Source organism: Streptomyces sp. NBC_00454 (assembly GCF_041434015.1).
Classification (GTDB): Bacteria; Actinomycetota; Actinomycetes; order Streptomycetales; family Streptomycetaceae; genus Streptomyces.
The window spans coordinates 6,357,581-6,380,590 of sequence record NZ_CP107907.1 but is presented as its reverse complement, the minus strand read 5'-3'; the positions used below and the strand labels follow the sequence as shown (position 1 = coordinate 6,380,590).

The following is a 23,010-nucleotide window of genomic DNA, read 5'->3' as shown; positions in this document are numbered from 1 at the left end:
GGTGCATCGTGCCGTGTCCGGAGGCCGGGCCACCAGAGCGGCGTCAGCCGTGGATTGACCCGAAGCGGACGGACCCGTCGGCACCGTCCTCGGCCATGGCGGCGAGGAGCACCTCCCCTTCGGCGACGATCTCCGCCGTACGGGCCTTCGTCGCCCCGGAGGACGACCCGAACGACTCGAACAGCTCGACGGTGAGGATGTTCCCGTCCAGCTTCCAGAGCCCGGCGAGGAAGCCGTCGAGCAGGAGGACGCAGTGGGCCTGGTTCACCGTCCAGGTGCGCCCCTTGAGCTCGGGGGCGATCACGCGGGTCCGGTCGGCGTGGGAGAGGAGCAGGTTGTCGAACTCCGGCAGGAAGCGCGGCGGCGCGGGCACGTCGGCCCCGGGGCGGGGCGCCTCGGGCAGATCGAAGAGCTCCACGCCGTTCTCGTCCTGGAAGACGACCAGCCGGGGCCGCAACCGCTCGAACGCTTCGCGCAGCCGGGTGAGACCGGCCCAGGTCTGCATGTCCTTGACGGAGGCGGGCCCGAAGGCGCCCAGATAGCGCAGGACGGCATCGTCGACGGCACCCGTCCGATCACCCACCCCGTCCTCTACTACCTCTACCCCTGGCCCTGCACCCACCCACACGCCGAGGGTGGTGAGCCGCACCTGCCCGCTCCTCCCCCACACCCCACGCGGAGTGACCTGCACGAGCGGCAGTCGGCAGCGCGCGGCGACGGACAGCGACTGCGGGTCGGCATCGGGCCACTCCTTGAGCAGCTCCTCGCGGATCTCTCCCATGGTGCGGGGCTCTTCCTCCACGAAATCCCGCGCGAGCCCGGCCAGCCTGTCCAGGTCGACTCCGACCAGGCCCTTGCGGAAGTTGTTGACCTCCCGGTCCCGGGCGGGCTGCACGAGCGGCCGCAGCGTCAGCGCGTCCTGGGCCGTGTGGGTGTGGATGGTGGACCGCATGGTGACGATCCGGAGCACTTCCCGGGACTCCATGAGCCCGGCGAGCTCGGCGGGCCGGAATCCGGCGAGGCGGGCGTGGAGCTGGAAGTACGGCGGCTTCACGTTCTGCGCCTGCAGTCCGAGGAGGTGTGCGACGGCATCCTGCGCCGGCATCTCGGCGCGGCTCAGGAGCAGCTGGCGCGCGAGCGTGGCGCGGTTCAGCGAACGGGTATCAAGTACGGGATGCGTCGTCCTGGAGGTGGAGGCCATGACAGCAAACTAGCCGCCCTTGCGGACAACTTCTGTCCGCAACCCAAAACCGATCACCTCTCCCCGCCCACACCCCTCCCCCACAACAGGCCCACCACCAGCACCCACCACCGGCACCCACCACCAGCACCCACCACCGGCACCCACCGCCGGCACCCACCACGGGCACCCACACCACCCCATTCCGCGCTATATCCTGCCCCTTGCCCGCAAAGCACATCAGTCACACTCACCCCGGAGCTGCCTGCGATGTCACCCTCGATGTCGGAGCGCCCAGACCGCCGCCCCTCGCCGCCCGGCTCACCCTCGCCCGCGAAGCGCGCCGGCGGCTGGCGCCGCCCGGGATCCCCCGCCTCGAATCCCCCGGCCACACCCCCGCGGTCCCCGAAGCCGGCCCCTCCGGCCCCCACGTCCCCGGACCATCGCAGCGTGATCGACTCCGCCGTCTACCGCGACGGCGTCCGAGTCGCCACCCCCACCACCCTCGCCGAGACCTTCCGCAGGCTGCGCGAACAGCCCGACGGCATGGCCTGGATCGGCCTGCACCGCCCCACCGAAATCGAACTCCACTCCCTGGCCGGCGAGTTCAACCTCCACCCCCTGTCCGTCGAGGACGCCCTGGAAGCCCACCAGCGCCCCAAGCTGGAACGCTACGGCGACACCCTCTTCGTGGTCCTGCGCGCCGCCCGCTACCTGGACGCACTGGAGGAGGTCGACTTCAGCGAGCTCCACATCTTCGTCGGCCCGGACTTCCTGATCACGGTCCGCCACGGCGCCGCCCCCGACCTCTCCGCGGTCCGCCGCCGCATGGAGGAGTCCCCGGAACTCCTCTCCCTGGGCCCGGAGGCCGCCCTCTACGCCATCCTCGACGCGGTGGTCGACGGCTACGCCCCGGTCGTGGAGGGCGTCCAGAACGACATGGACGAGATCGAGACCGAGGTCTTCCGCGGTGACCCCGAGGTCTCCCGCCGCATCTACGAACTCTCCCGGGAAATGGTCGAATTCCAACGCGCCACCCGCCCCCTGGTCGGCATGCTCCACAGCCTGATGGCGGGCTTCGCGAAGTACGGCACCGACGAGGAACTCCAGCGCTACCTCCGCGACGTGGCCGACCACGTAACTCACACCAGCGAACGCGTAGACGGCTTCCGCCAGGCCCTCACCGAAATCCTGACGGTCAACGCCACCCTGGTCTCCCAACAACAGAACGCCGAAATGCGAGCCCTGGCCGAGGCCGGCTTCGAACAGAACGAGGAAATCAAGAAGATCTCCTCATGGGCCGCCATCCTCTTCGCACCCACGTTGGTGGGAACCATCTACGGTATGAACTTCGAGGACATGCCTGAGCTGAAGTGGGCAGGCGGCTACCCCTTCGCGATCCTGCTGATGGCAGTGGTCTGCGTAAGTTTGTACGTGATTTTCAAGCGGCGGGACTGGCTCTAAACTCCTCTCTTCCCACTCAGCTCTCCTGACAGCCTGCTCCTCGCGTCCGCCGCAACGGGCCCGTCCGAGTGCGCATGGCCGCGGCCGGGGAACTGCTGGCGGCCGAGGACCGCCTGGACCAGGCCGAGGCGACGGCAGGACTGAAAACGTTGCCGGTCGCATGCGACGGCCCTCGATACGGGATCTGCGATGCGGCCGGGAGACGGCGACAAGACCCTCAGGCACGTACTCGGCAGCATGCCGCGCAGGGGCCCGCACCTACGCCTCCACGAGCGGGCTTCAGTCACCTGACGGTTCGGAGCATTCCCTCAGCGCCAATGGCCGGCGGGGCCGAGACGAGGATGGAGGCGATGCCGGTGAAGGCGAGGAACGGCCGGCCCACGTAGGACCACCACCGTCGGCCGGCACTGCGAGGCCGGCGACATCCTCGCGGACGGCGTGGAGCTCCCGCGACTGGTGCGCAGCAGTCGACATCTCGGGCAGTGCATGGCGCCTGTGGGGGGATCGGCGGGAGCCAGCCCTCGTCGGCTCCCGCCGATCATCCGTCCGAATGACTGATTGTCACGCTTCGTGTCCGGACTGATACGGTGCGAATGTGTGCGCGTGATCAGCAGCCGGCTTCGCGGCATCGTTTGCGGTCATGGTTTTCGACACAGCGAAGCCTGATCGGTCCCCTCAGCCGCGATGTGACCGGCAAGCGAACAGTAGTTCCGGCTTTCACGATGACAGGCCTCGTACCGCACACCCATCTCTTCGGTTTGCCCACCTGGAGGATTTGCATGTCCCTTTTAACATCCCACGGCAGCGTACGAGCGGATGCACCTGCGCCGTGGGACTGTTCGGCGGTTGATGGGTTGCTTGCACGGTTCCTCGCCGACAAGGAGCAGACATCGGGCGGTCCTGAAATCGCGATGTTCGTGGAACTGCTGGAAGGGTTCCTGTCCGGTGGCAAGCGGCTGCGCCCGCTGCTGTGTTACTACGGCTGGCAAGCCGCGGGTGGGCACGGAAGCACCATCGCCGTGACTCATCTGGGCGCCGCATTGGAGCTGTTCCACGCCGGCGTTTTGATCCATGACGACGTCATGGACGGCAGCGACGTCCGGCGAGGCCGGCCGACGGTGCACCGCAGCCTCGCCGGAAGCCATGCCCGGCATGCCTCGCCTGACCGTTTCGGCGTGAACGTGGCGATCCTGCTGGGTGATCTCGCGCTGTGTTGGTCCTACGACCTGCTCCAGGTCGCCGAGCTGGCCACCCCTCGGGCAGGAACGCTCAGGGCCCTGCTGGACGCCATGCGCATGCAAGCCATGACCGGCCAGTACCTCGACATTCTCGCGACGGGAAGCTCCGCCATCGCAGTCGAGGAGGCACTGGCCATCTGCCGTGCCAAGACCGCCCGTTACACCGTGGAGTACCCCTTGCTGGCCGGTGCGCACCTGGCAGGCGCCGATCAGGGCATGCTGGCCGCGTGCAGCGCCTACGGCGTTCCGCTCGGTGAAGCCTTCCAGCTCCGCGATGACCTGCTCGGGGTCTTCGGCGAACCGGGAACCACCGGCAAATCCGATCTCGACGATCTGCGTGACGGCAAGCACACCGTGTTGCTGGCCATTGCCAGGCAACGTGCCGACTCGGTCCAGGCCGGCGCTCTGCGCGCCCTGATCGGGAACCCCGGTCTCGACCGTACCGGTGCCCAGGACATCCGCGACATTCTCGTCGCCACGGGAGCACGCGACGCCGTCGAAGACATGATCGACCAACGCCGGATGCGTGCCCTGGCTGCTCTCGACGGCTTTCCTTTCCCGGCTGCCGCGGGCGCATCCCTGAGGCATCTGGCCGACATGGCCACCCGCCGCGACCACTGAACAGGCCCTCACCCCGAACAAGGAACTGTCATGGCAAGTCGGCATGTCCCCTCACTCCTCGCCCCCGCTGCTGCGCCGGGTGATGACTCCCTCTTCGATGTCGGCCTGCAACTGGTGGAGCGGCACGACGGAGGAAGGAAGCCGCAGCAATTCGAGATGCAGGGGCTGCGGTGGGATCTCATTCCCCAGGTGTTCGCTCCGATCCACACCGACTCCACCCAACTGTTCACCCAATGGCTGCCGTTCCCCGTAGGGGGAAGCTTTCTGGAAGTGGGCTGCGGAGCCGGCGTGACCGCGGTGATGGCGGCGCTGGCGGGGTGCTCGCGGGTCACCGCGGTGGACATCAACCCCGAGGCGGTGCGCAACACCGAGCTCAACGCCGCCCGCCACGGTGTGACCGACCGGATGAACGTGCTGCACAGCGATCTGTACGACGCCCTGGCGCCCGGTGAACAGTTCGACGTGGTGTTCTGGAACTCCAACGTCATCTGCGCCCCCGAGGAGTTCGTCTACACACGCCCCATGCAGCACGCGATCTTCGATCGTGGCTACGCCACGCACCACAGGTACCTGCGCGAGGGCCTGGCACGACTGACCGATTCGGGTCGTCTGTTCCTGGGGTTCAACAGCCTCGGTGACCCCGGCCGGCTGAACTCATTGGCCGCCCGGTGCGGTGTGCGGCTCACGGAGCGGGAACGGACGACCCGCCGGGCTGGTGACGTTCCAGTGACGTTCCAACTGCTTGAGGCCGTCGGCGTCCGCGATGAGCGGAGGAGCGCGTGACCGCCACGCAAACGCCGGTCGCCGCCTCGATCAGGCCCCGGCCCAAAATGATCAGCTACCTCAGGCTCGCCAAGGCCCGGGTGTACCACTACGTCTATGGCTGGGCCCTGGGGCTGCTGCTCCTGCGTTCGGACGGTTTCCTGAGCGGCGGCACGCTGCTCGCCATGGCTTTCATGCTTGTCGGCACGCTGGCCATCCAGTGGAGCGCGTCAGCCGCCGACGACGTGAGCGGGTTCTTGAACGGCAGTGACGCCCGTAACTACGCGGGACGGCCACTGGTGACGAGGGTGCGGAAACCACTGCTCACCGGCGCTCTGACCTCGCCGGAGGCGATCGGGTTCGCCGTCGTGACGTGGGTTGGCGGCATGCTCACGATCTCGCTTGCCGCCGGCGTTCTGGACTGGCGGGTTCCCTTACCGGCCATGGTGGTCGCCTTCGGTGTGCCCGCTCTCGCTGTCCAGTACTCCTGCGGCATCAAGCTGAGCTACCGGCCCTTGGGCCTCGAGTCGACGATCTTCCTCACTGGTGTCTGCACCGTACTCGTGCCCTACTGGTTCGCCGCCGGAACCGTCAGCCGTGAGACGCTCCTCATGAGTGCGGTGTTCGGACTGTGGTTGCTCCTGGTGGTGTCGTACGGGAACGCCTCCGACCGGGCAGGAGACGCTGCCGTCTCCCGGAAAACCCTTGCCGTCGTCCTGTCACCCCTGGCGTTCGCCGTCGCACTTCATGTGCTGGTCGCGGTCAATACCGTACTGCTTGTTCTGCTTTTCACCACGACACGGCTGAACGCGGGATTCATCGTGCTCAGTGCTCCAGCGGTGGCACTCCAACTCGCCCAGCTGTACTACGGGGTGTACCGCCAGGAGTTGCGCAAGGCCCGGTTCCTCGTGCTGATCTCCATCGACCTCGGGTTCCTCGGCCTCGCCACCGCGCTCCTGACGGGGCGCCCGTCATGAGCCAATTCGTTGGCGACCGGGCTGTCGTGCTCGGAGGGAGCATCGCCGGAACGTTCTCGGCCAGGGTCCTCTCAGAGTTCTACCGTGACGTCATCGTCGTTGACCGCGACCGGGTGGTCAGCGTGAACCGGCCCCGGCGCGGCACCCCCCATGCCGGGCATGCCCACGGACTGCACGCCCGCGGCTGCCTCATCCTGGAGGAACTCTTTCCCAACCTGCTTCGGGACATGCTGCACGCAAAACTTCCAGTGGGGGATCTGGGCGAGCAGCGCTGGTACTTCAACGCCCGGCCGTTCCGGTCCACGCGGACCGGCTTGCCGTCCGTGACCGCCCAGCGGCCCGTGTTGGAAGAGTACTTCCGCGACAAGGTCGCCGCGCTGCCCAACGTCACTTTCCTGGAGCGGACTGACGTTCTCGGCTTTCTCTCCACACCGGACGGCAGAGAGGTGACCGGGGTCCGGCTGCGTTCGACGGCAGCGGATGCCGCAAGCGCATTCAATCTCGACGCGGATCTGCTCGTCGATGCCACCGGCCGCGGATCGCGCACGCCGGTATGGCTGGAGGAGCTGGGGTACGAGCGACCGGTCGAGCAGCGGATGACGATCGGCCTGGCCTACACCACACGGCTCTACCGACGCCGCCCGGACATGCTCAACGGTACGCAGTTCATCAACTGCATCGCATCACGCGAGTTCCCGCGAGGGGCGTTCTACGGTCAGGTCGACCGCACAACCTGCATCGTGTCGCTGACCGGCATCCTCGGCGACCATCCACCGATCGATCCCGGCGGCTTCCTCGCATTCGCCAGGTCTCTGCCCGTCGCTGACGTCTACGAGCAGATTCGGCACGCCGAGCCGCTGAGCGACCCGGTCTGCTTCCGCTTCCCAGCGAGCGTGCGCCGACACTACGAACGGCTGCCTCGCCTTCCCGAGCGGCTACTCGTGCTCGGCGACGCAGTGTGCAGCCTCAACCCCAACTACAGCCAGGGCATGACCGTCGCGGCCATGGAAGTGATGGCCCTGCACCGGCACCTGTCACGTGGCACGCCGAGCACCATCGCGTTCATGCGCGACGTCGGGCGGATCGTAGACCGACCGTGGTTCATCTCGACGACCGGCGACCTCAAGTACAACGGAATGGCGGGGCGTCGTGGGCTCACCGCGCGGATGGGGAACGCGTACGTGACGCGGTTGCATCATGCGGCGGCGAAGGACCCCGCCGTCACGAATGCCTTGATGCGAGTCGCAGGGCTGATCGACCGGCCGACCGCGCTCATGCGCCCACGCGTTCTCCTCGGGGCACTGCGACCGCAGAAGCCGGGGACAGGGCCCGCCGAGTGACCGGACCGCCCACCGCTGCGGTGCCAACCGACCTGGCCGGCCCAGCGCGCGGCGAGCACCTCCTGCCTCCGCTGCGCCGGCCCGGCCGGAACAGCCAGAGCAGAAGAGGCAGAGCAAGGCACGTACCGGGCCGACAACGTGATCGTTGGACAGGGCCTGTGACACACCAGGGAAGGCGCGGATGAAACCGTCGAGACGACGAGCCTGGCTGACCGTGGTCCTGGCGATGTTGGCCGCGGTGTGCGCCGGTGTCCTGGCGCCGACTGCGATGGCATCGCTGACCACCGGCGGCTCGGTGGCCACCGGGATCGAAGCAGTGCACGCCCAGCGGCGGGCCGAACGGCTGGGTGTTCCCTCTCCAGACCTGTTCCTCGCCCTGTCCCCCGCCGGAGCGCACCCGGCGCAGCCGCCTTTGGAAGACGGCGTCGTGGCAGTGGCCGCAGCCCTCGCCGGCGACCGCGAAGTGGCCGGCGTATGGACCCCCACCGCTCGCGACAACACGTGGTTGCGCTCCCGGGATGGCAAGACCATGCTGGTCGCCGCCCGTTTGAAAAGGGTGGACGGGCAGCCCCCGCCTGATGTCTCCCGTCTGATCAAAGCCGCCCGCACGGCGGCCGGCGGCCTGCGGGTGGAAGCCAGCGGTCCAGCTGCCGCCAACGAGGAGATCGACGAAACAAGCGCACGCGACCTCATGCGCGCAGAGCTGATCACAGCCCCCGTACTGTTCCTGCTGCTGGTCTTCGCTTACGGCTCCCTGGTAGCCGCCCTCCTGCCGGTCCTGGTGGCCGTGCTGGCAGTCGGCTGCACCATCCCCGTGCTGGGACTGCTCGCCCAGGTCACCGAAGTCTCCTGGGCGGCGGTCAACGCCGCCTCGGCGATCGGCGCGGGACTCGCAGTCGACTACAGCCTCTTCCTCCTGGCCCGGCTCCGCGAGCAGCGTGCACGAGGCGACAGCGCACAGCAAGCGCTGTCCACCGCGCTGCACTCCACCAGGCGGTCCATCGTCTTCTCCGCCGCCGCGATCACCGCCTGCCTGGCGGCCGCACTGGTGGTGCCCGTACCGGTACTGCGCGCCCTGTCCATGGCGGGCATGATCGTCGCGATCCTGTCCGCCGCCGTTGCCCTGCTGGTGCTACCCGCTCTCCTGCGTTTGCTCGGTCCGCACACCTACGCTTTCGACCCCTTGTCCCGGTGGCGACGCACCCACCACGAGAACGGCAGCACATTCTGGCGGTCCACCGCCCGCACGGTCACCACACGTCCCCTGCTCACCACCGCTCTCGCGGCCGTCCTGCTGGGAGTGATCACCCTGCCGCTCGGCCACGCCCGGCTCGGCCTGGCGGACGAGCGCACATTGCCGCCCTCAGCCCCGGCGGCGGCCGCCGCCCGGCACGTGAGGGACGCCTTCGCCGCCCCACCCGAACGGCTGCTGACCTTGGTCGTCACCGGCCCCGATACCGCCCTAGGCCTGCCCGCCTACACGCAACGACTGGCCCGCGTCCCCCACATCATCGGCGTCCGCATCGTGCACCCCGCCCAGCCCGCGGACGGACCCAGCCACACCGGCCGCCCCTCCCCCGCCGCCGTGCTCCTGCTCGCCTCCGCCGCCGACCCCGGCACCGAGCAGGCGGCAGCAGTCGTACGGGCCGTACGCGCCACCACCGCACCCGGGGCCGTCCTGGTGGGTGGCCGGGCCCCAGAGGTCACCGACACCATCACGGCCATCCGCAACACCATGCCCCTGTGCTTCCTCCTCCTGGCCTGCGCCCTCCTGACCCTCCTCGCTGCCTACACCCGCACGATCATCGCTCCGATCAAAGCCGTCCTGGTCGCCGTGGCCAGCCTGGGAGCCACCCTCGGCATCCTGGTAGTCCTCTTCCAAGACGGCCACGGCCGCACCCTGGTCGGCAACTTCACCGTGACAGGAACCCTCGACACCCCCATGCTCCTGTTCACCCTCTTCGTCACCCTCGCCCTGTCCATCGACTACGAGATCTTCCTCCTCGGCCGCATCCGCGAGGAATACGACCGCACCGGCAGCAACCGCACCGCCATCATCGACGGCATCGCCCGCACCGGCCGCCTCGTCAGCAGTGCCGCCGCAGCCCTCGCCCTGTCCGCCGCAGCCATGGGCACCTCAGACGTCAGCCTCCTCAAATTCACCGGCCTCGGCATCGCCATCGGCGCCCTGGTCGACGCCGTTCTCGTACGCGGCATCCTCGTCCCTGCCGTCATGGCAGCACTCGGCCCCGCCAACTGGTGGACACCCGCACCATGGCGAAAACCCGTCACCGCCTCCTGAACGGCGCTGACCAGCCGGACCGGACGGGGCGAGCACAGCACGTCGGCGTTGTGGTCCCACGAGAGGTCGCGCAGCCACCGCTGGGAGATGCAGGTCAGGTCGACGTAGCTGCGCGCGGCCCCGCTGGCGGCGCTACGCGATGTGCTCAGTGCACACCGAGCAGTGGCAGGAGGCGGAGGCGCGCGAGATGAGCCGGTCTCCGTTCCAGGGGAGGCCGGCTACATCGAGACCGAGCACTTTGGGGTGCGCTTCCCCCACCGCTTCAGCCGCCGGCCCCGAGCGACAGCAGACTCGCTGAGCTCCTCCAGGCCCGCCTTGCCACCTGCTCCCGCCCCGCCGCCACTCCCCTGAGTAGCCTGTCGTGAGCGACATTGGACAGCCCCTGACCTGCGGCGCCCCTCTTGGCGAGACGGTGTCCGCTGGGGGGAATGAGGCCTCGTTGGGGAGCCGCAGGGCCGGGTCACTCCGCCAGCACGATGTTGTGCGGTGTCGGCGCGAGCTGAGCGCGGTAGCGGCGGATGCCCCAGCTGCGGTGCTCCAGCTCCGCCGCGACCAGTACCTCGGCCGTGTTCATACGGTCGGGCACGAGCTCCACCAGCGCGGCCACCGGGTGATCGCCGACCAGCGGGAAGCCCTTGACTCGCCGGAACTCCCACTGCGGGTTCGGCTGGGAAGCGCCGTGGCCCCGGACGATCCACTCCTCCCTCGTCGCTTCCGCTCCTGGCGGCTTCTCCACCCCTACGTCCAGCACGCCTGTCGTGACCGTGAAGCTCACGCCCGTCCCGAGGCCGGGGACCGGGCGGGTGCGCTCGCCGGGGTCGATCAGGCGCGCGATCGGTCGTAGACCACGGTCCGATGTGGACAGTGCGACTCCCAGGGAGGCGTGGCGGAATACGCCTTTGCTCTCCGGTGTCTCGGGGCGAAACGAGCACACCATCAGCAGGTGCCGGAACTCCCGGTCTGGTGTGGCACTGAGATAGGACAGCCAGTCGGCCGGCGCGCCCGCATGGTCGGCAGGCAGTAGGTCCCAGCCGAAAGTGAGCCTGCCGCGCAGTGGTGCGTCATCCGCTGGGCTGCCGAGCGTACGCTCCGGCACGAGTTCGACGTCGTGCAGCCGAATCTCGGTCATGCGGCGGCTCCCTTGTTCCTACCGTGCACATAGGTGAACGCTCCCCAGTCACGGTAGTGGGGATACGTGGCACGCGTGGCGAGTTGGGCGCCTCGGAAGGCTTGCTCCGGGTCCGCGCCGCGCGCTACTCCATGGTGCAGGTGGTGGTAGAAGTACGTGGCCGGCTCCGGGCGGACGGGCCACAAGCACCCGACGACGGCCTGCGCTCCGGCGGTGATCAGTGCCGACGGGATGCCACGAATGTTGTCCCCACGGTCGAATCGGCCCAGCGCCGACTCGCAAGCGGCGAGTGTGACAAGGCGGACGCCGCGCAGGTCGACATCCAGGAAGTCGTAGGCGAATACGCGACCGTCGTCGTCTCCGTCCGGCGTGAGGTACAGGCAGTGCATCCACGGTGCGTCCTCGTCCAGCGTCCCGTGCACGGCAATGTGGACGACGTCCGCCGTGGACATCTCTGCACGCAGCCTGTCGCGAGTGGCCGCACGACCGGTGAGGGCTTCAGCACCCACCGCCTCGGCAACCCTCCGCGCGTGCTCCTCCAGCACCGGTTCGGCATGCAGACCGAAGGGAACACCCCCGGCAGCGGAGGCCAGTACAACGGTGCGGCACTCACGCGCGGGGACTTGGACGGGTGCCAGGGCTTCGAGGCCGGCGATCGTGGTGACCGTCCAGTCGTCGGCGATCAGACGGCCGCCCCTGCGGCACAGCGGTAGGGGCAGGTAGTGCAGAGCGCCGTGCGGCCAGGCCAGGATTCGGTCCTTGCCCTGGCCACGCCACTTGTCCCACAGTTCGCTGCCGCCGAGCGGCAGGCCGGCCGACTCCAGCAGCCGACTGCCCTCCGGCGTCACGTCGCCGAACAGCGGGTCGCGTTCGATCTCCGTCCGGATCGCCTCGACCCGGTCCGCATCCGGGTGCCGGTCTCCGTTCTCGTCCGCGCCCTCTCCGAGGTGCACCACGAGCTCGCGGCCCTGCCTCGTGACCGCGAGCAGCACGGCCGCGCCGCTCACCGCCGCGGGAAGGAACCACGTCAACAGCACGGTTCGATCGTCCAGCAGATCATGCACCTTGGCCCAGATGCGCTGGTCGTCGATGAGCGGTGCCGAACGCCGACGCAGCTCGTCGTCGATGAACGACGAGATGCGCCACCGCAGGTTCCGGGCGATCTCCGTGTTGTCGTGGCCGCCAGGACGATGGTCAGCGTCCACCACGTTCAGCAGGTTCGGCAAGGCGCCGCCGGCGGCGGAGGGATCCTCCCAGTCGCGCAGCTTCCCGAGGAAATGCTGGACGTGCGCGGGCAGCGCGAGCGGGCCTTCGATGCGCCACCACGCGCCCAACTCCGAGCCCTTGCCCGCCTGATGCAGGCCGAGTATCAGCCCCATCGGCAGCCTCTCGCTTTCCGCGGTGAGCTGCCAGACCGCCGAGTGCACGAGGTCGCGCAGTACCGCGCCGAGTTCGGGCGTGCCGCTCGTGTCGAAGTTCGGCACATCCACGATGATCGCGTTCAGCGCGTTCCTGAGTTCGTCGCCGTGGAGGTTGCCCAGCTGCTGAACGAACGGCACCAGGCTCGCCCGCGCCAATTCCTCGAAGCCGAGCGAAGCGTAGGCGAGCGCCGCGTACGTGTAGTAGCCCCATGGGAACGTGACAGGGCTGGAGACCGGCTCGCCTGCCTGCGCCGACTGGTAGTAGAGATCCGCCGTGAGCAGCCGGACCTCCTCGCTCCGGCCGTCGCCCGCCTGCCGCAGGAGGCTGAGCCCCAACGCCGGCTGCCGCCGGTCACGGGCGTGTGCGGCCGCGTGCAGCAGAGCCGCAGATCGCTGCGCCGGCGTCCAGGACTCCGGGAACGACACCGACAGCGCCTGGTGGGGACCCGGGCATTCGCTCGGGTCGTCGGGCAACACGTGGAGCCGGGCCTCGATCAGCTGCCTGCGATGGGCAGAGGCCCACCGCACGTCGAGCTGCCCCACCCAATCCAACACGGTGCGCAGCAACCGCCGGTCGGCGCGTTCCCTGGCCAGGTTGACACCCTGGCTGATCACCTTCGCGGTCACCGTACTGCCGTGGGCGGCGACGAAATCGGCCGGTGGCGTCCCGAACACCCCCGTGATCAGCCCATCGGTCGTCCCCGGGGACACCCCGTCCACCGTCCTGAGGAGGAAGAGAGCGAGGTCCGGTTCGTCGGCGGCGGACGAGTCGTGCCATGCCGACAGCGCAGCGCGGGCAGCATCACGGTGAACTCCCTCCTCGTCCGCGAGGATCTGCGCCAATACCGCCAGCAGCCGGGGCCTCTTCAGCCCACCGTCCAGCTCCAGCGCCCGCACCACTAGGTGTCCCGCTTCCACCACCAGCCGGTGGGACTCCGTCTGGAAGGGCTCCTCTTCGGTGAACCACGTGCGGTACAGGTCCGCGGTCAGCCGAGCGGACCATGTGGTCAGCAGCGGCTCGCGGGCGTAGTCGTCGGCGGCCAAGTGCTCCGGTCCCCGGATCGCCATCCGCAACCGAGCGGCAGCCAACAGCGCGGCTTCCAACTCGACGGAGACGCTCAGCCTTTCGATCAGCCGAGCCGCCAGGGCTTCGGACTCCTCGAACACCGCGCGGTCGCACCGATCCGCCACCAGGTCGACCCCCGCCTCGACGGTTTGGAAAGCCGCGACGCGCCAAGCAGCCTCCATCGCGCAGGCGTCGGCGACCTCTGCGACCAGTCGCCAGTAGACGTACATGAACTCCACCAGACCGCGGTGATCGAGGAACTCGTCCCGGAACAGCAGATCCACCATCGCCTCGGCGGGCATCGCGCCGTGCTCCGCCAGAGACTGCCGCATCTCCTCGACTTCGCGCGCCCGTCGCTTCGCCTCGTCCAGCGACATGACCCGATCGCACACGTACTGCGCCAGCTCCATGAGGACACCGACGGGGTCGATGACGAAAGTGACTGTCGGCTGGCCGCCCGCCTCGTAGGCCGGTTCACCAAAGCGCACAGAGCCGGCGCACACCTCCCCCCTCCGCGTTTCGAAGACCAGCGCGGCAAGTGGATCGTCTGTGGCAGGCAGCACGTGGGACACGACCAGCATGACCGAGCCCGAGACGTCCGCCGCCTCCCGCCACCCTGGCGGCCGTTCCACGTCGAGGTCGTGCACGAAGTACGCACCCTCGGGGTCGAGGACAGACAGCACGCCTCCTTCGTCCTGCGTGACACACCACCGGGGGGCGACAGGGTGACTGAACGGCAATTCGTCCAGTGAGAGGAGCGCTGGGAGGCCCCGCGCGTACGCACGGGTGAAGAGGCTGCCTCCTGCCCCGCCACCCGTGGTGAACGGGCTGATGCTGGCCAACCCGACGGCCAGGCCGGCGTGCCGGACACCATCCACATCGGCAATGAACGCCCACCCGGTAACCTCCCGCGACAGTCGCACGCCATCCTCCTTCGCGCCGCTCGCCATCGACAGGTCCAACGGTGGCACAGTCACCGACTGAAGACCCCTCCTCCGGGGTTCAGCGGCACAGGGCGGTGTCCACGGCGCGTTCGAGATTCCTCCGGCCCGCATCGTCGGTGAGCTGCATGGTGACTGCGACGTTGGTGGCACGGCCGTTGTCCGTGGCGCCGCCCCGGGTCTCGTACCCCGGGAAGCTGCCGCCGTGGCCCCAGGAGAGACCGCCGCACGGCAGCGGCCTGCTGACCAGTCCGAGTCCGTAGCGGGCGCCGGGGCCGAAGGTCGCTTCGGCGGGGACCGTCGTGCGCATCTGGGCGAGCTGGGCCGCCGGGAGGAGGCGGCCGGCGAGGAGCGCGGTGAAGAAGCGGTTCAGGTCGGAGTTGGTGGAGATCAACTGGCCTGCGGCCCAGGCCCAGGAGGGGTCGATCTCGGTGATGTCGCGCAGCGGTCCGTCCGACGCGTTGCGGAGGTAGCCGTGGGGGTGGGGCTCCCGGATGCTCGCGTCGCCGGGGGCGGGGAAGTAGGTGTGGCGCAGCCCGATGCGTTTGATGATGCGCCGGTCGATCTCCTCGGCCAGGGGGCGGCCGGTGACCTTCTGGACGATCAGGCCGGCGAGCACGTAGTTGGTGTTGCTGTACTTCCAACTCTTCCCGGGGGCGAACTCGGCCGGGTGCTGGAGGGCTGTGTCGAGCAGTTCGCGGGGGGAGTAGTACCGCACGTCGTCCCCGAGGTAGTTGCTGTAGTTGGGGAGTCCGCTGGTCTGCTGGAGGAGCTCGCGGACCTTGATGTGGCGTCCGTCGATCCCCTCTCCGCGGACGAGGCCGGGCAGGTAGGTGTCCACCGTGGCGTCGAGGCCGATCTTCCCTTCGCCGACCAGCTGCAGGACGACGACCGCGACGAAGGTCTTGGTGTTGCTGCCGATCCGTACCTGGCCGTCCCTGGGCACCTTCGAGCCGGTGGCCAGGTCGCCGACCCCTGCGGTGTAGGTGCGGGTGCGGCCGTCACGGTCCTGGACGCTCGCCAGCGCGGCGGGCACGCCGTCGTCGCGCACCAGCGCGTTCAGGCTCTGCTGGACGGCGTCCGGACTGGCGGCGGCGGAGACCGAGGGCGGGGCGAGGGCGCCCAGTGTCATGACGCCGATGGCCACCGCGGCTGCGGCGTGCAGGGCTCGTCGCCGCCCGCCGCCCCGCTGCTGCCGGGTCGGGGAAGGAAAGCCGCCCTGCCGGGTCTTGGCTCGCATGAGTCCGCTCCTGGGGAATCGTTGGTTCATCGTTCGGGTCGCCGGGTCGCCGGGTGCCTGATTCATCCGCACAGGGCCCTGTCCACGGCGTCCTTCACGTGCTGCGCGGCCGAATCGTCCGTTGGGATGCTCGTGACCGTGACGTTGGCCGCGCGACCGTCGTCGGTGACACCGCCCCGGGTCTCGTACCCCACGATGTCGCCGCCGTGGCCCCAGTAGACGCCGCCGCAGGACAGCGGCCTGCTCATGAGCCCCAGCCCGTAGCGGAGGCCTGAGGTCCCGGCGGGGACCGTCGTGCGCATCTCGGCGAGCTGGGCCGCCGGGAGGAGGCGGCCGCCGAGGAGCGCGGTGAAGAAGCGGTTGAGGTCGGAGTTGGTGGAGATCAACTGGCCTGCGGCCCAGGCCCAGGAGGGGTCCATCTCCGTGAAGTCGCGCAGCGGTCCGTCCTCCGGGTTGCGGTGGTAGCCCTGGGGGTGCGGCTCTCGGATGGTCATCTCTCCGGGGGCGGGGAAGTAGGTGTGGCGCAGCCCGATGCGCTTGATGATGCGCCGGTCGATCTCCTCGGCCAGGGGGCGGCCGGTGACCTTCTGGACGATCAGGCCGGCCAGGACGTAGTTGGTGTTGCTGTATCCCCACTTCTCCCCCGGAGCCGCGTCGGCCTTGTACCGGAGGGCGATGTCGAGCAGGTCGCGGGGTTCGACGTACCGGTTCCTGATCTCGTCGTCGTCGATGTGGACGCCGTAGTCGGGGAGTCCGCTGGTGTGCTGGAGGAGCTGGCGGACCTTGATGTGGCGTCCGTCGATCCCCTCTCCGCGGACGAGGCCGGGCAGGTAGGTCTCCACCATGCTGTCGAGGCCGATCTTCCCTTCGCCGACCAGCTGCAGGACCACCACCGCGGTGAACGCCTTGGTGTTGCTGCCGATCCGTACCTGGCCGTCCTTCGGCACCTTCGAGCCGGTGGCGAGGTCGCCGACTCCTGCGGTGTAGGTGCGGGTGCGGCCGTCACGGTCCTGGACGCTCGCCAGCGCGGCGGGCATGCCGTCGTCGCGCACCAGCGCGTTCAGGGCCCGCTGTACGGCGTCCGGACTGGCGGCAGCAGCGGCGGCGGCTGAACCGGAGGCGGAGGCGGTGGTCGGGGCGAGGGCGCCCGTGGTCATGACGCCGATGACCAGCGCGGCCGCAGCCGACACGGCTCGTCGCCGCCCGCCGCCCTGCTGCTGCCGGGTCGGGGAAGGAAGGCCCTGCCGGGTCTGAGCTCGCATGAGTCAACTCCTGGGGAATCGTTCGGTCGGAGCACGAATCCTGGTTTCCAGGGCCCTGCGACCACATCGCGGGAAGGCGGGAGAAATCGCTCCCCCGATCGGGGGAGGCTGCCGATGGGCTGCCCGGCGATACTGGCGACCATGATCAGGGGATTTCGGCCGCTACTGCGCGGCTCCACGTATTCGGGTGTGCTCTTCGCCTATTGCGGCGCTCTGGCGAGCCTTCCGCTGCTGCCTTTCGCCCTGTTGCCGGCGCTGTCGTGGCAATCCGCTCCCGAGAGCGTGCAGATCGTCCTCGTCCTGCTGGTCTGGGCGGTACTGGTCGGCGTGGCCGGACTGGCGCGCCCCGTACGGCGGGCGCTGGTCGTGTCCGCCCGCCGGCTGCTGCGGGTGCCGCTGCCGAATCCCGTGGCCGGGCGCCGTACTTCCGGCTCCCCCGGCCTCGACCGCTGGCGGACCCCGCTCTGGTTGGTGCTGCACGTGGCCGTCGGGTGGACGGGGGCGCTGGCGAGCGGGGTGCTGTTCATCATGGGCCTCTCCCTGCCGGGGAACTGGCTCCGCACCGAGGCGCGGGTGAGTCTGTTCGGCACGTCGGTCCGGGTGTCGGGCGGCTGGAGCAGCTGGGCGGTGGCGGCCCTGTGCATCCTGCTGGCGGCGGCCGTCTGCGTACTGGTGACGAAGACCCTGCGGTGGTCGGCGCCACGGCTGTTGGGACCGTCGGCGGCCGAACGGCTCGCGCTGGCTGCCGAGCGGGAACTGCTGCTGGCCGAACGCAACCGGATAGCACACGAGTTGCACGATTCGATCGGGCATACGCTGACGGCGGCCACCATCCAGGCTGCGGTGGCCGGCGAGATGCTCTCCGCCGACCCGGCGGCGGCGCGGGCCGCCATGCGCAGCATCGAGGAGTCGACGCGGGCCGCGCTGGAGGACCTGGACTACGTGCTCGGAGTGCTGCGCGAGGAACAGTCGGGAACGGCCCCGACCCGGACCCTGGCCGACCTCCCCGAGCTGCTGGACCGGCTGCGGCACGCGGGCGCGGTAGTGGAACCGGAGCTGTCGGGCGAGCTGGCACAGGTCCAGGGGACGCTCTCCCGGGCGGCGTACCGGATCCTCCAGGAAGGGCTGACGAACGCGCTGCGCCACGGGGCGGGCGGCCCGATCGAGGTCCGGGTGGCTGCCGGGCCGGACGGACTGGACCTCACGGTGGTCAACCGGACCGGGGCAAGGACGGGCCCGGGCCCGGGCCCGGGTGCTTTCCCGACCTCCGGCCACGGTCTGCCCGGACTGGCCGAGCGCGTCAGGCTGCTGCACGGCGAATTCCAGGCCGGCCCGGACGGGACGCAGCACTGGCGGCTGGCCTGCCGGCTGCCGGCACGGGTGTCGGCGTGAGCGGATCCGACGCGGGCGAGGGGACGGCCCTGGCTTCCGCCACCAGCCCCTCCGATACCAGCCCTTCCGTGAACAGCCCCTCCGTCACCCTCCTGATCGCGGACGACAACGAGGTCACCCGCAGCGGCCTGCGCCTGCTGCTCGCCGCGCAGCCGGGGATCACGGTGGTCGGCGAGGCCGCCGACGGCGTAGAGGCGGTCGAACGGGCGAGGATCCTGCGACCGGACGTGGTCCTGATGGACGTCCGGATGCCGCGTCTCAACGGGATCGAGGCCACCCGTCAACTCGTTGCCGAAGTGGCCGAACCGCCGAAGGTCGTGGTGATCACCACCTTCGAGAACGACGGCTACGTCACAGCCGCCCTCAGCGCGGGCGCCAGCGGCTTCGTCCTCAAGCGCCTCCCCGTCCGCCAGATCGCCGAGGCGGTCCGGGTGGTGGCGGCGGGCGAAGCGGTACTCTTCCCGGCCGCTCTGGGCCGCATGGTCGCCCCCCGCCCGCTGGGCTCCGCCGAGGCCCTGCCGCGGGCCGCCCTGACCGGCCGGGAGGAGGAGGTGCTGCGCCTGATGGCCACCGGGCTCTCCAATCCGGAGATCGCGGAGTCCCTCACGGTGAGCCTGGAGACGGTCAAGACGCACGTCGGGAATGTGCTGACCAAGCTCGGCGCGCAGAACCGTACCCATGCGGTGGTGATCGCGTACGAGTCCGGCCTGGTGGTCCCGGGCTTCGCCGGCTGACCGGTCTCGGTACGGGCCGCGACGTGGCTCCGCCTCGCGGTCTACCGTGCCGCGGTCTCCGGATCGCCCTCCGAGACCCCGATGTCACCGGTTCCCGTAGTCCGCCACCAAGTCGGCGATCTTCGCGGTCAGGGCGTCGATGCGGTGGCGGTCCTCGCGCTGGTCGCGCAGACGGTGGTGGAGCTCCCGGAGGCCGGCCAGGGCGGCCGGGTCCCGACGCCTCACCTCGTCGAGCAGCGGCGTGGTGAGGAGGTCCAGGCATTCGGTGAGCAGGAGCCGGGTGGCCGGGGCGGGGGGAGCCTCGTCGGGAACGGCGAAGCCGGTGGTCAAGTACCGCGCGGGATCCGTGAGGCTCCAACCGACGACGGTTCCGTGCTGGACCAGGAGCGCCACGTCGGAGGCGATGCCGATCCGGGCCTCCAGCGCCTCGTCGAGGACGTCGAGGTCACGCAGACAGGTCAGCTCGCGGTCCGCGGGCGCGCGACACAGCTCCGTGGTCACCTCCAGACGGAAGTCCCGGGCTTCGTCCGCGCGCAGACCACCCGGGCGGACGAGAGGGGCAGCGGGAACACGCGCCCAGTCCTCGGCGTCGGCGGACCCGACGGCGATCTGGAACTCGGCCCCGACCAGATTCCGGCTGACCGGATCGAAATGGAGTTCATCGGGCGTGTCCCACAGCCACGGATGGCTCCCGAAAGTGTCCAGGAGGAATTGCCCGCGCTCCTCGACATTCGCGTACGTCGCGATGGACACACTGAAGTCCCAAAAATCGAAACGCGGGGTGCTGCTCAGCGGATCGCCCGTCACCGTCGCGGTCCAGTCATCGCCGATGGCGAGTTTCATCCGAAATACCACCTCATCTGACGCTGCGACGTTCGGAGCCCGGCGAGGCAGCAGCTGGACTCCCTCGTACGGCACTGCGCGGCCTCGACTTCGGCGGCCCGCCGACCCCGGCCCTGCCGCGGGCGGAGCCGACGCGGACGGACCGCCCGCGGGTCAGGCGCGCGCCGTCGAGGGGCAGGCGCGGGCGCCGTCGAGGATCAGCCGCGGGCGCCGTCGAGGATCAGGGCGACCAGGCGCGGGACCAGGGTGTCCTCCAGCGGCTCGCCGGTGAGCAGTACCCGCGCGAGGAGGGGACCTGTGATGGCCTCGACCAGCAGGTGGGGGTCGGTTCCGGAGGGGAGTTCTCCCCGGTCGATGCCGCGCCGGACGAGGGCTTCGGCGCGCTCCAGGCGGGCGTTCCAGTAGGAGCGCCGCCCCTCTTCCAGGTCATTCTCACCGCGCACCGTGCCGAGGTGCAGCAGTGCGGCGCCGGCCGGTGTCGAGAGGTACCGGGCCAGCGCCGTGAACAGCTGGGACAGGTCCGCGCGCACGTCTCCTGTGTCCGGATCCGGGAGCGCGGTGTCGGAGTGGGTGGCCAGCGCGTCGAAGACGAGATTCTCGCGGGTCTTCCAGCGCCGGTAGACGGAGGTCTCGTGGACGCCGGCCGCGCGCGCGACGGCGGCCACGGTGGTGGCGGCCAGCCCTTCCGAGGTGAGCAGGTCGACGGTGGCGGCCAGAACCGCCTGCCGCATCCGCTCACCGCGGCGCCTGAGCGGCGGCGCTGCGCTCTCGCCCGCCTCGCTCTTGCCCGTCTCCCTCTCGCCCACTCTCTTGCCCACTCTCTCGCCCGTCACGCCGGCAGCCTAACGCAGGGGGCCTTGCGATATGGAACCGGCGGGCGTACGTTTTAACGCAAGACGACTTGCGATAGCCCGCAGGTGACCAACCGGAACGGACGAACCGCCATGGCCCTCATGCGCGCCGCACGGCTGCACATCCCCTCCCGCACGCTGACCGTCCAGGAGGTGCCCAGGCCCGTCCCCGGTCCGGGCCAGGTACTGGTGAAGGTCGCGGCGGCCGGTGTGTGCCTGTCCGACGTCCACCTGATCGACGGCGCCCTCACACCGGCCCACCTGCACGGCGACACCGTCACCCTCGGACACGAGGTCGCCGGGACGGTCGCCGCGCTCGGACCGGAGGTGACCGGCTGGACGGTCGGGCAGCGTGTCGTGCTGCAGGCGGGCGAGGTACGGGGCGACCGCCTCCTCACCCGGGGCGTCGACTACGACGGCGGCTGGGCCGAGTACGCGCGAGCCAGTGTCGGCACGCTGTTCGCACTGCCCGACTCGATCCCCTTCGAGCAGGGAGCGATCATCCCGGACGCGGTCTCCACCCCCTGGGGTGCCGTCACCACCACCGCCGGGGTCCGCCCGGCCCAGGCCGTCGGCGTCTGGGGCGTCGGCGGGCTCGGCGCCCACGCCGTCCAGCTGCTGCGCGCGGTCGGGGCCCATCCGATCATCGCCGTCGACCCTTCGCCGGCCGCCCGCCGGAGGGCCCTGGACTTCGGGGCCGACCTGGCCCTGGACCCGGCCGACCCCCGGCTGCGCGTGCGGATCCTGGAGGCCACCGGCTACCGGGCACTGGAGGTCGCCTTCGATTTCGCCGGCGCCTCCGCCGTGCGCGAGCAGGCCCTGACCGTCCTCGCGCCCCAGGGACAGCTGGTCCTGGTCGGGCTGACCATCAAGCCGCTGACCATCACCAACGGCACCCTCTTCAGCTATCTGCAACACCGGATCCTGGGCCACTACGGCTCCGAGGACCAGGCCGTCCCGCAGCTGATCGCCCTGGCCGAAGGCGGCCGGCTGGACTTCTCCCGGTCCGTCTCCGACGTGCTGCCGCTCGCCGAAGCGGCCGAGGCCGTCCAGCGCCTGCGCACCAAGGAGGGCGACCCGATCCGGCTGATCCTGCGCCCCTGACCCCCTGATCCCGCTCGCCCGCACCCTCCAGTAGCGGCCCGCGCACCGCGACCGCACGATGCGAGGCAGAGACCCGAACCGCCACTCCCCCGCGCGCCCCGGGCGCGTCCCGCCGAAGAAAGCCGAAGAAGGCCGAAGAAAGGTGCCTCCCGTGCCCGTAGACCCGTCCATCGCCGCCGTACTCGACCAGGTCAACGCCCACCCCACCCCCCGGATCATCGACACCGACCCCGAGGTACTGCGCGAGGTCAGCCGTCGGCTGGGCGCCGGCGTCGTACTGCCGGAGCCGATCGAGGTCGGCTCGGTGGAGAACACCGCCGTCCCCGGACCCGCCGGGCCGATCCCCGTACGCGTCTACCGGCCCGAAGGCGGCGGACCCGTTCCCACGGTGGTCTTCTTCCACGGCGGAGGCTGGCTCACCGGCGACCTCGACACCCACGACGCCGTCACCCGGCGGATGTGCCGCGACGTGAACGCCGTGGTCGTGGCCGTCGACTACCGCCTGATCCCCGAGCACCCCTTCCCCGCCGCCCACGACGACTGCCTCGCCGCCGCCCACCACGTCGCCGCCCACATCGAGGACTACGGCGCCCGCCGCGACCGCCTCGCCGTGGCCGGCGACAGCGCCGGAGGCAACCTGGCCGCCGTCGTCGCCCTCGCCTTCCGCGACGAAGGCCGGCCGCTCGCCGCCCAGCTCCTGGTCTACCCCGCCACCGACTTCGTCGACGACTACCCCTCCCGCACCGAGAACGCCACCGGCTACGTCCTCTCCAACCAGGACGTCCAGGACCTCCAACACCTCTACGCGGGCGACGACCCCGCCGTCCGCAGCTCCTTCCGGATCTCCCCGCTGCGCGCCGAGAAGTTCACCGGCCTCGCCCCCGCGGTCATCGGCACCGCCCAGTACGACCCCCTGCGCGACGAGGGCAACGCCTACGCCGAAGCCCTCGAACACGCCGGCGTGGACGTCTTCGCCCGCACCTACGACGGGCTGATCCACGCCTTCCTCAACCTGTTCGCCGTCTCCCCGGCCGCCGACGCCGCCGTCACCGAGCTGTACGCCCAACTCAAGGAACGCCTCAGCTGAGACCTCGTCCCCGCTCACCGCAACCACCGCCGAAAGAGCCCCCGTCTCGGTAGAGT

The 23,010-nt window shown here is 70.0% G+C and carries 17 protein-coding genes; 10 read left to right on the top strand and 7 right to left on the bottom strand.

All coding sequences use genetic code 11. From position 1 onward, the window contains the following. Nucleotides 1-43: 43 nt before the first annotated feature. Nucleotides 44-1,201, bottom strand: a complete 1,158-nt coding sequence (locus OHU74_RS29165) for a winged helix DNA-binding domain-containing protein (RefSeq protein ID WP_371618616.1) — start codon at nucleotides 1,199-1,201, stop codon at nucleotides 44-46. Nucleotides 1,202-1,462: 261 nt separating this feature from the next. Here OHU74_RS29165 and OHU74_RS29160 point away from each other — a divergent pair, with 261 nt between their 5' ends. From OHU74_RS29160 to OHU74_RS29135, 6 genes are all read left to right on the top strand, one after another. After that, entirely contained in the window at nucleotides 1,463-2,644 is a 1,182-nt protein-coding gene (locus OHU74_RS29160; RefSeq protein ID WP_371618615.1) for a magnesium and cobalt transport protein CorA, read from the top strand. A 779-nt stretch (nucleotides 2,645-3,423) separates the two neighbouring features. Continuing rightward, nucleotides 3,424-4,503, top strand: coding sequence for a polyprenyl synthetase family protein (locus OHU74_RS29155; RefSeq protein ID WP_371618614.1), 1,080 nt, complete (start codon nucleotides 3,424-3,426; stop codon nucleotides 4,501-4,503). Nucleotides 4,504-4,533: 30 nt separating this feature from the next. Next, nucleotides 4,534-5,286 carry a methyltransferase gene (locus OHU74_RS29150; protein WP_371618613.1) on the top strand — a complete coding sequence of 251 codons (753 nt, stop codon included), beginning with the start codon at nucleotides 4,534-4,536 and terminating at the stop codon, nucleotides 5,284-5,286. Then, nucleotides 5,283-6,242: a UbiA family prenyltransferase gene (locus tag OHU74_RS29145; protein WP_371618612.1), complete on the top strand. Its 960-nt coding sequence runs from the start codon at nucleotides 5,283-5,285 to the stop codon at nucleotides 6,240-6,242. Before OHU74_RS29150 ends, OHU74_RS29145 begins: the two co-directional genes overlap by 4 nt. Then, a complete protein-coding gene (locus tag OHU74_RS29140; RefSeq protein ID WP_371618611.1) occupies nucleotides 6,239-7,582 on the top strand; it encodes an FAD-dependent oxidoreductase in 1,344 nt (447 codons plus the stop codon). Before OHU74_RS29145 ends, OHU74_RS29140 begins: the two co-directional genes overlap by 4 nt. A gap of 181 nt (nucleotides 7,583-7,763) precedes the next feature. Next, nucleotides 7,764-9,884, top strand: a complete 2,121-nt coding sequence (locus tag OHU74_RS29135) for an MMPL family transporter (protein ID WP_371618610.1) — start codon at nucleotides 7,764-7,766, stop codon at nucleotides 9,882-9,884. 460 nt (nucleotides 9,885-10,344) lie between these two features. On the opposite strand, the gene OHU74_RS29130 is transcribed toward OHU74_RS29135, so the two are convergent. From OHU74_RS29130 to OHU74_RS29115, 4 genes are all read right to left on the bottom strand, one after another. Continuing rightward, entirely contained in the window at nucleotides 10,345-11,013 is a 669-nt protein-coding gene (locus OHU74_RS29130) for a hypothetical protein (protein WP_371618609.1), read from the bottom strand. Then, nucleotides 11,010-14,462, bottom strand: coding sequence for a CHAT domain-containing protein (locus OHU74_RS29125; protein WP_371618608.1), 3,453 nt, complete (start codon nucleotides 14,460-14,462; stop codon nucleotides 11,010-11,012). Before OHU74_RS29125 ends, OHU74_RS29130 begins: the two co-directional genes overlap by 4 nt. Nucleotides 14,463-14,502: 40 nt before the next feature. Beyond that, entirely contained in the window at nucleotides 14,503-15,681 is a 1,179-nt protein-coding gene (locus OHU74_RS29120; protein ID WP_371618607.1) for a serine hydrolase domain-containing protein, read from the bottom strand. Nucleotides 15,682-15,743: 62 nt separating this feature from the next. After that, on the bottom strand, nucleotides 15,744-16,943 hold the full coding sequence (locus OHU74_RS29115) for a serine hydrolase domain-containing protein (RefSeq protein ID WP_371618606.1): 1,200 nt from the start codon (nucleotides 16,941-16,943) through the stop codon (nucleotides 15,744-15,746). A 141-nt stretch (nucleotides 16,944-17,084) separates the two neighbouring features. Between OHU74_RS29115 and OHU74_RS29110 the strand changes: the two genes are divergently transcribed. Both OHU74_RS29110 and OHU74_RS29105 read left to right on the top strand, forming a co-directional pair. Then, nucleotides 17,085-18,335: a sensor histidine kinase gene (locus OHU74_RS29110; protein WP_371618605.1), complete on the top strand. Its 1,251-nt coding sequence runs from the start codon at nucleotides 17,085-17,087 to the stop codon at nucleotides 18,333-18,335. Nucleotides 18,336-18,364: 29 nt separating this feature from the next. Next, complete coding sequence (locus OHU74_RS29105) at nucleotides 18,365-19,069, top strand: response regulator (protein ID WP_371619846.1); 705 nt, start codon at nucleotides 18,365-18,367, stop codon at nucleotides 19,067-19,069. 84 nt (nucleotides 19,070-19,153) lie between these two features. Here OHU74_RS29105 and OHU74_RS29100 read toward each other — a convergent pair whose 3' ends face one another. Further along, a complete protein-coding gene (locus OHU74_RS29100) occupies nucleotides 19,154-19,912 on the bottom strand; it encodes a hypothetical protein (RefSeq protein WP_371618604.1) in 759 nt (252 codons plus the stop codon). Nucleotides 19,913-20,109: 197 nt separating this feature from the next. Next, nucleotides 20,110-20,643: a TetR-like C-terminal domain-containing protein gene (locus OHU74_RS29095; protein WP_371619845.1), complete on the bottom strand. Its 534-nt coding sequence runs from the start codon at nucleotides 20,641-20,643 to the stop codon at nucleotides 20,110-20,112. A 213-nt stretch (nucleotides 20,644-20,856) separates the two neighbouring features. On the opposite strand from OHU74_RS29095, the gene OHU74_RS29090 reads away from it, so the two are divergent. After that, entirely contained in the window at nucleotides 20,857-21,867 is a 1,011-nt protein-coding gene (locus OHU74_RS29090) for a zinc-binding dehydrogenase (protein WP_371618603.1), read from the top strand. A gap of 151 nt (nucleotides 21,868-22,018) precedes the next feature. Further along, complete coding sequence (locus OHU74_RS29085; protein ID WP_371618602.1) at nucleotides 22,019-22,954, top strand: alpha/beta hydrolase fold domain-containing protein; 936 nt, start codon at nucleotides 22,019-22,021, stop codon at nucleotides 22,952-22,954. Nucleotides 22,955-23,010 lie beyond the last annotated feature (56 nt).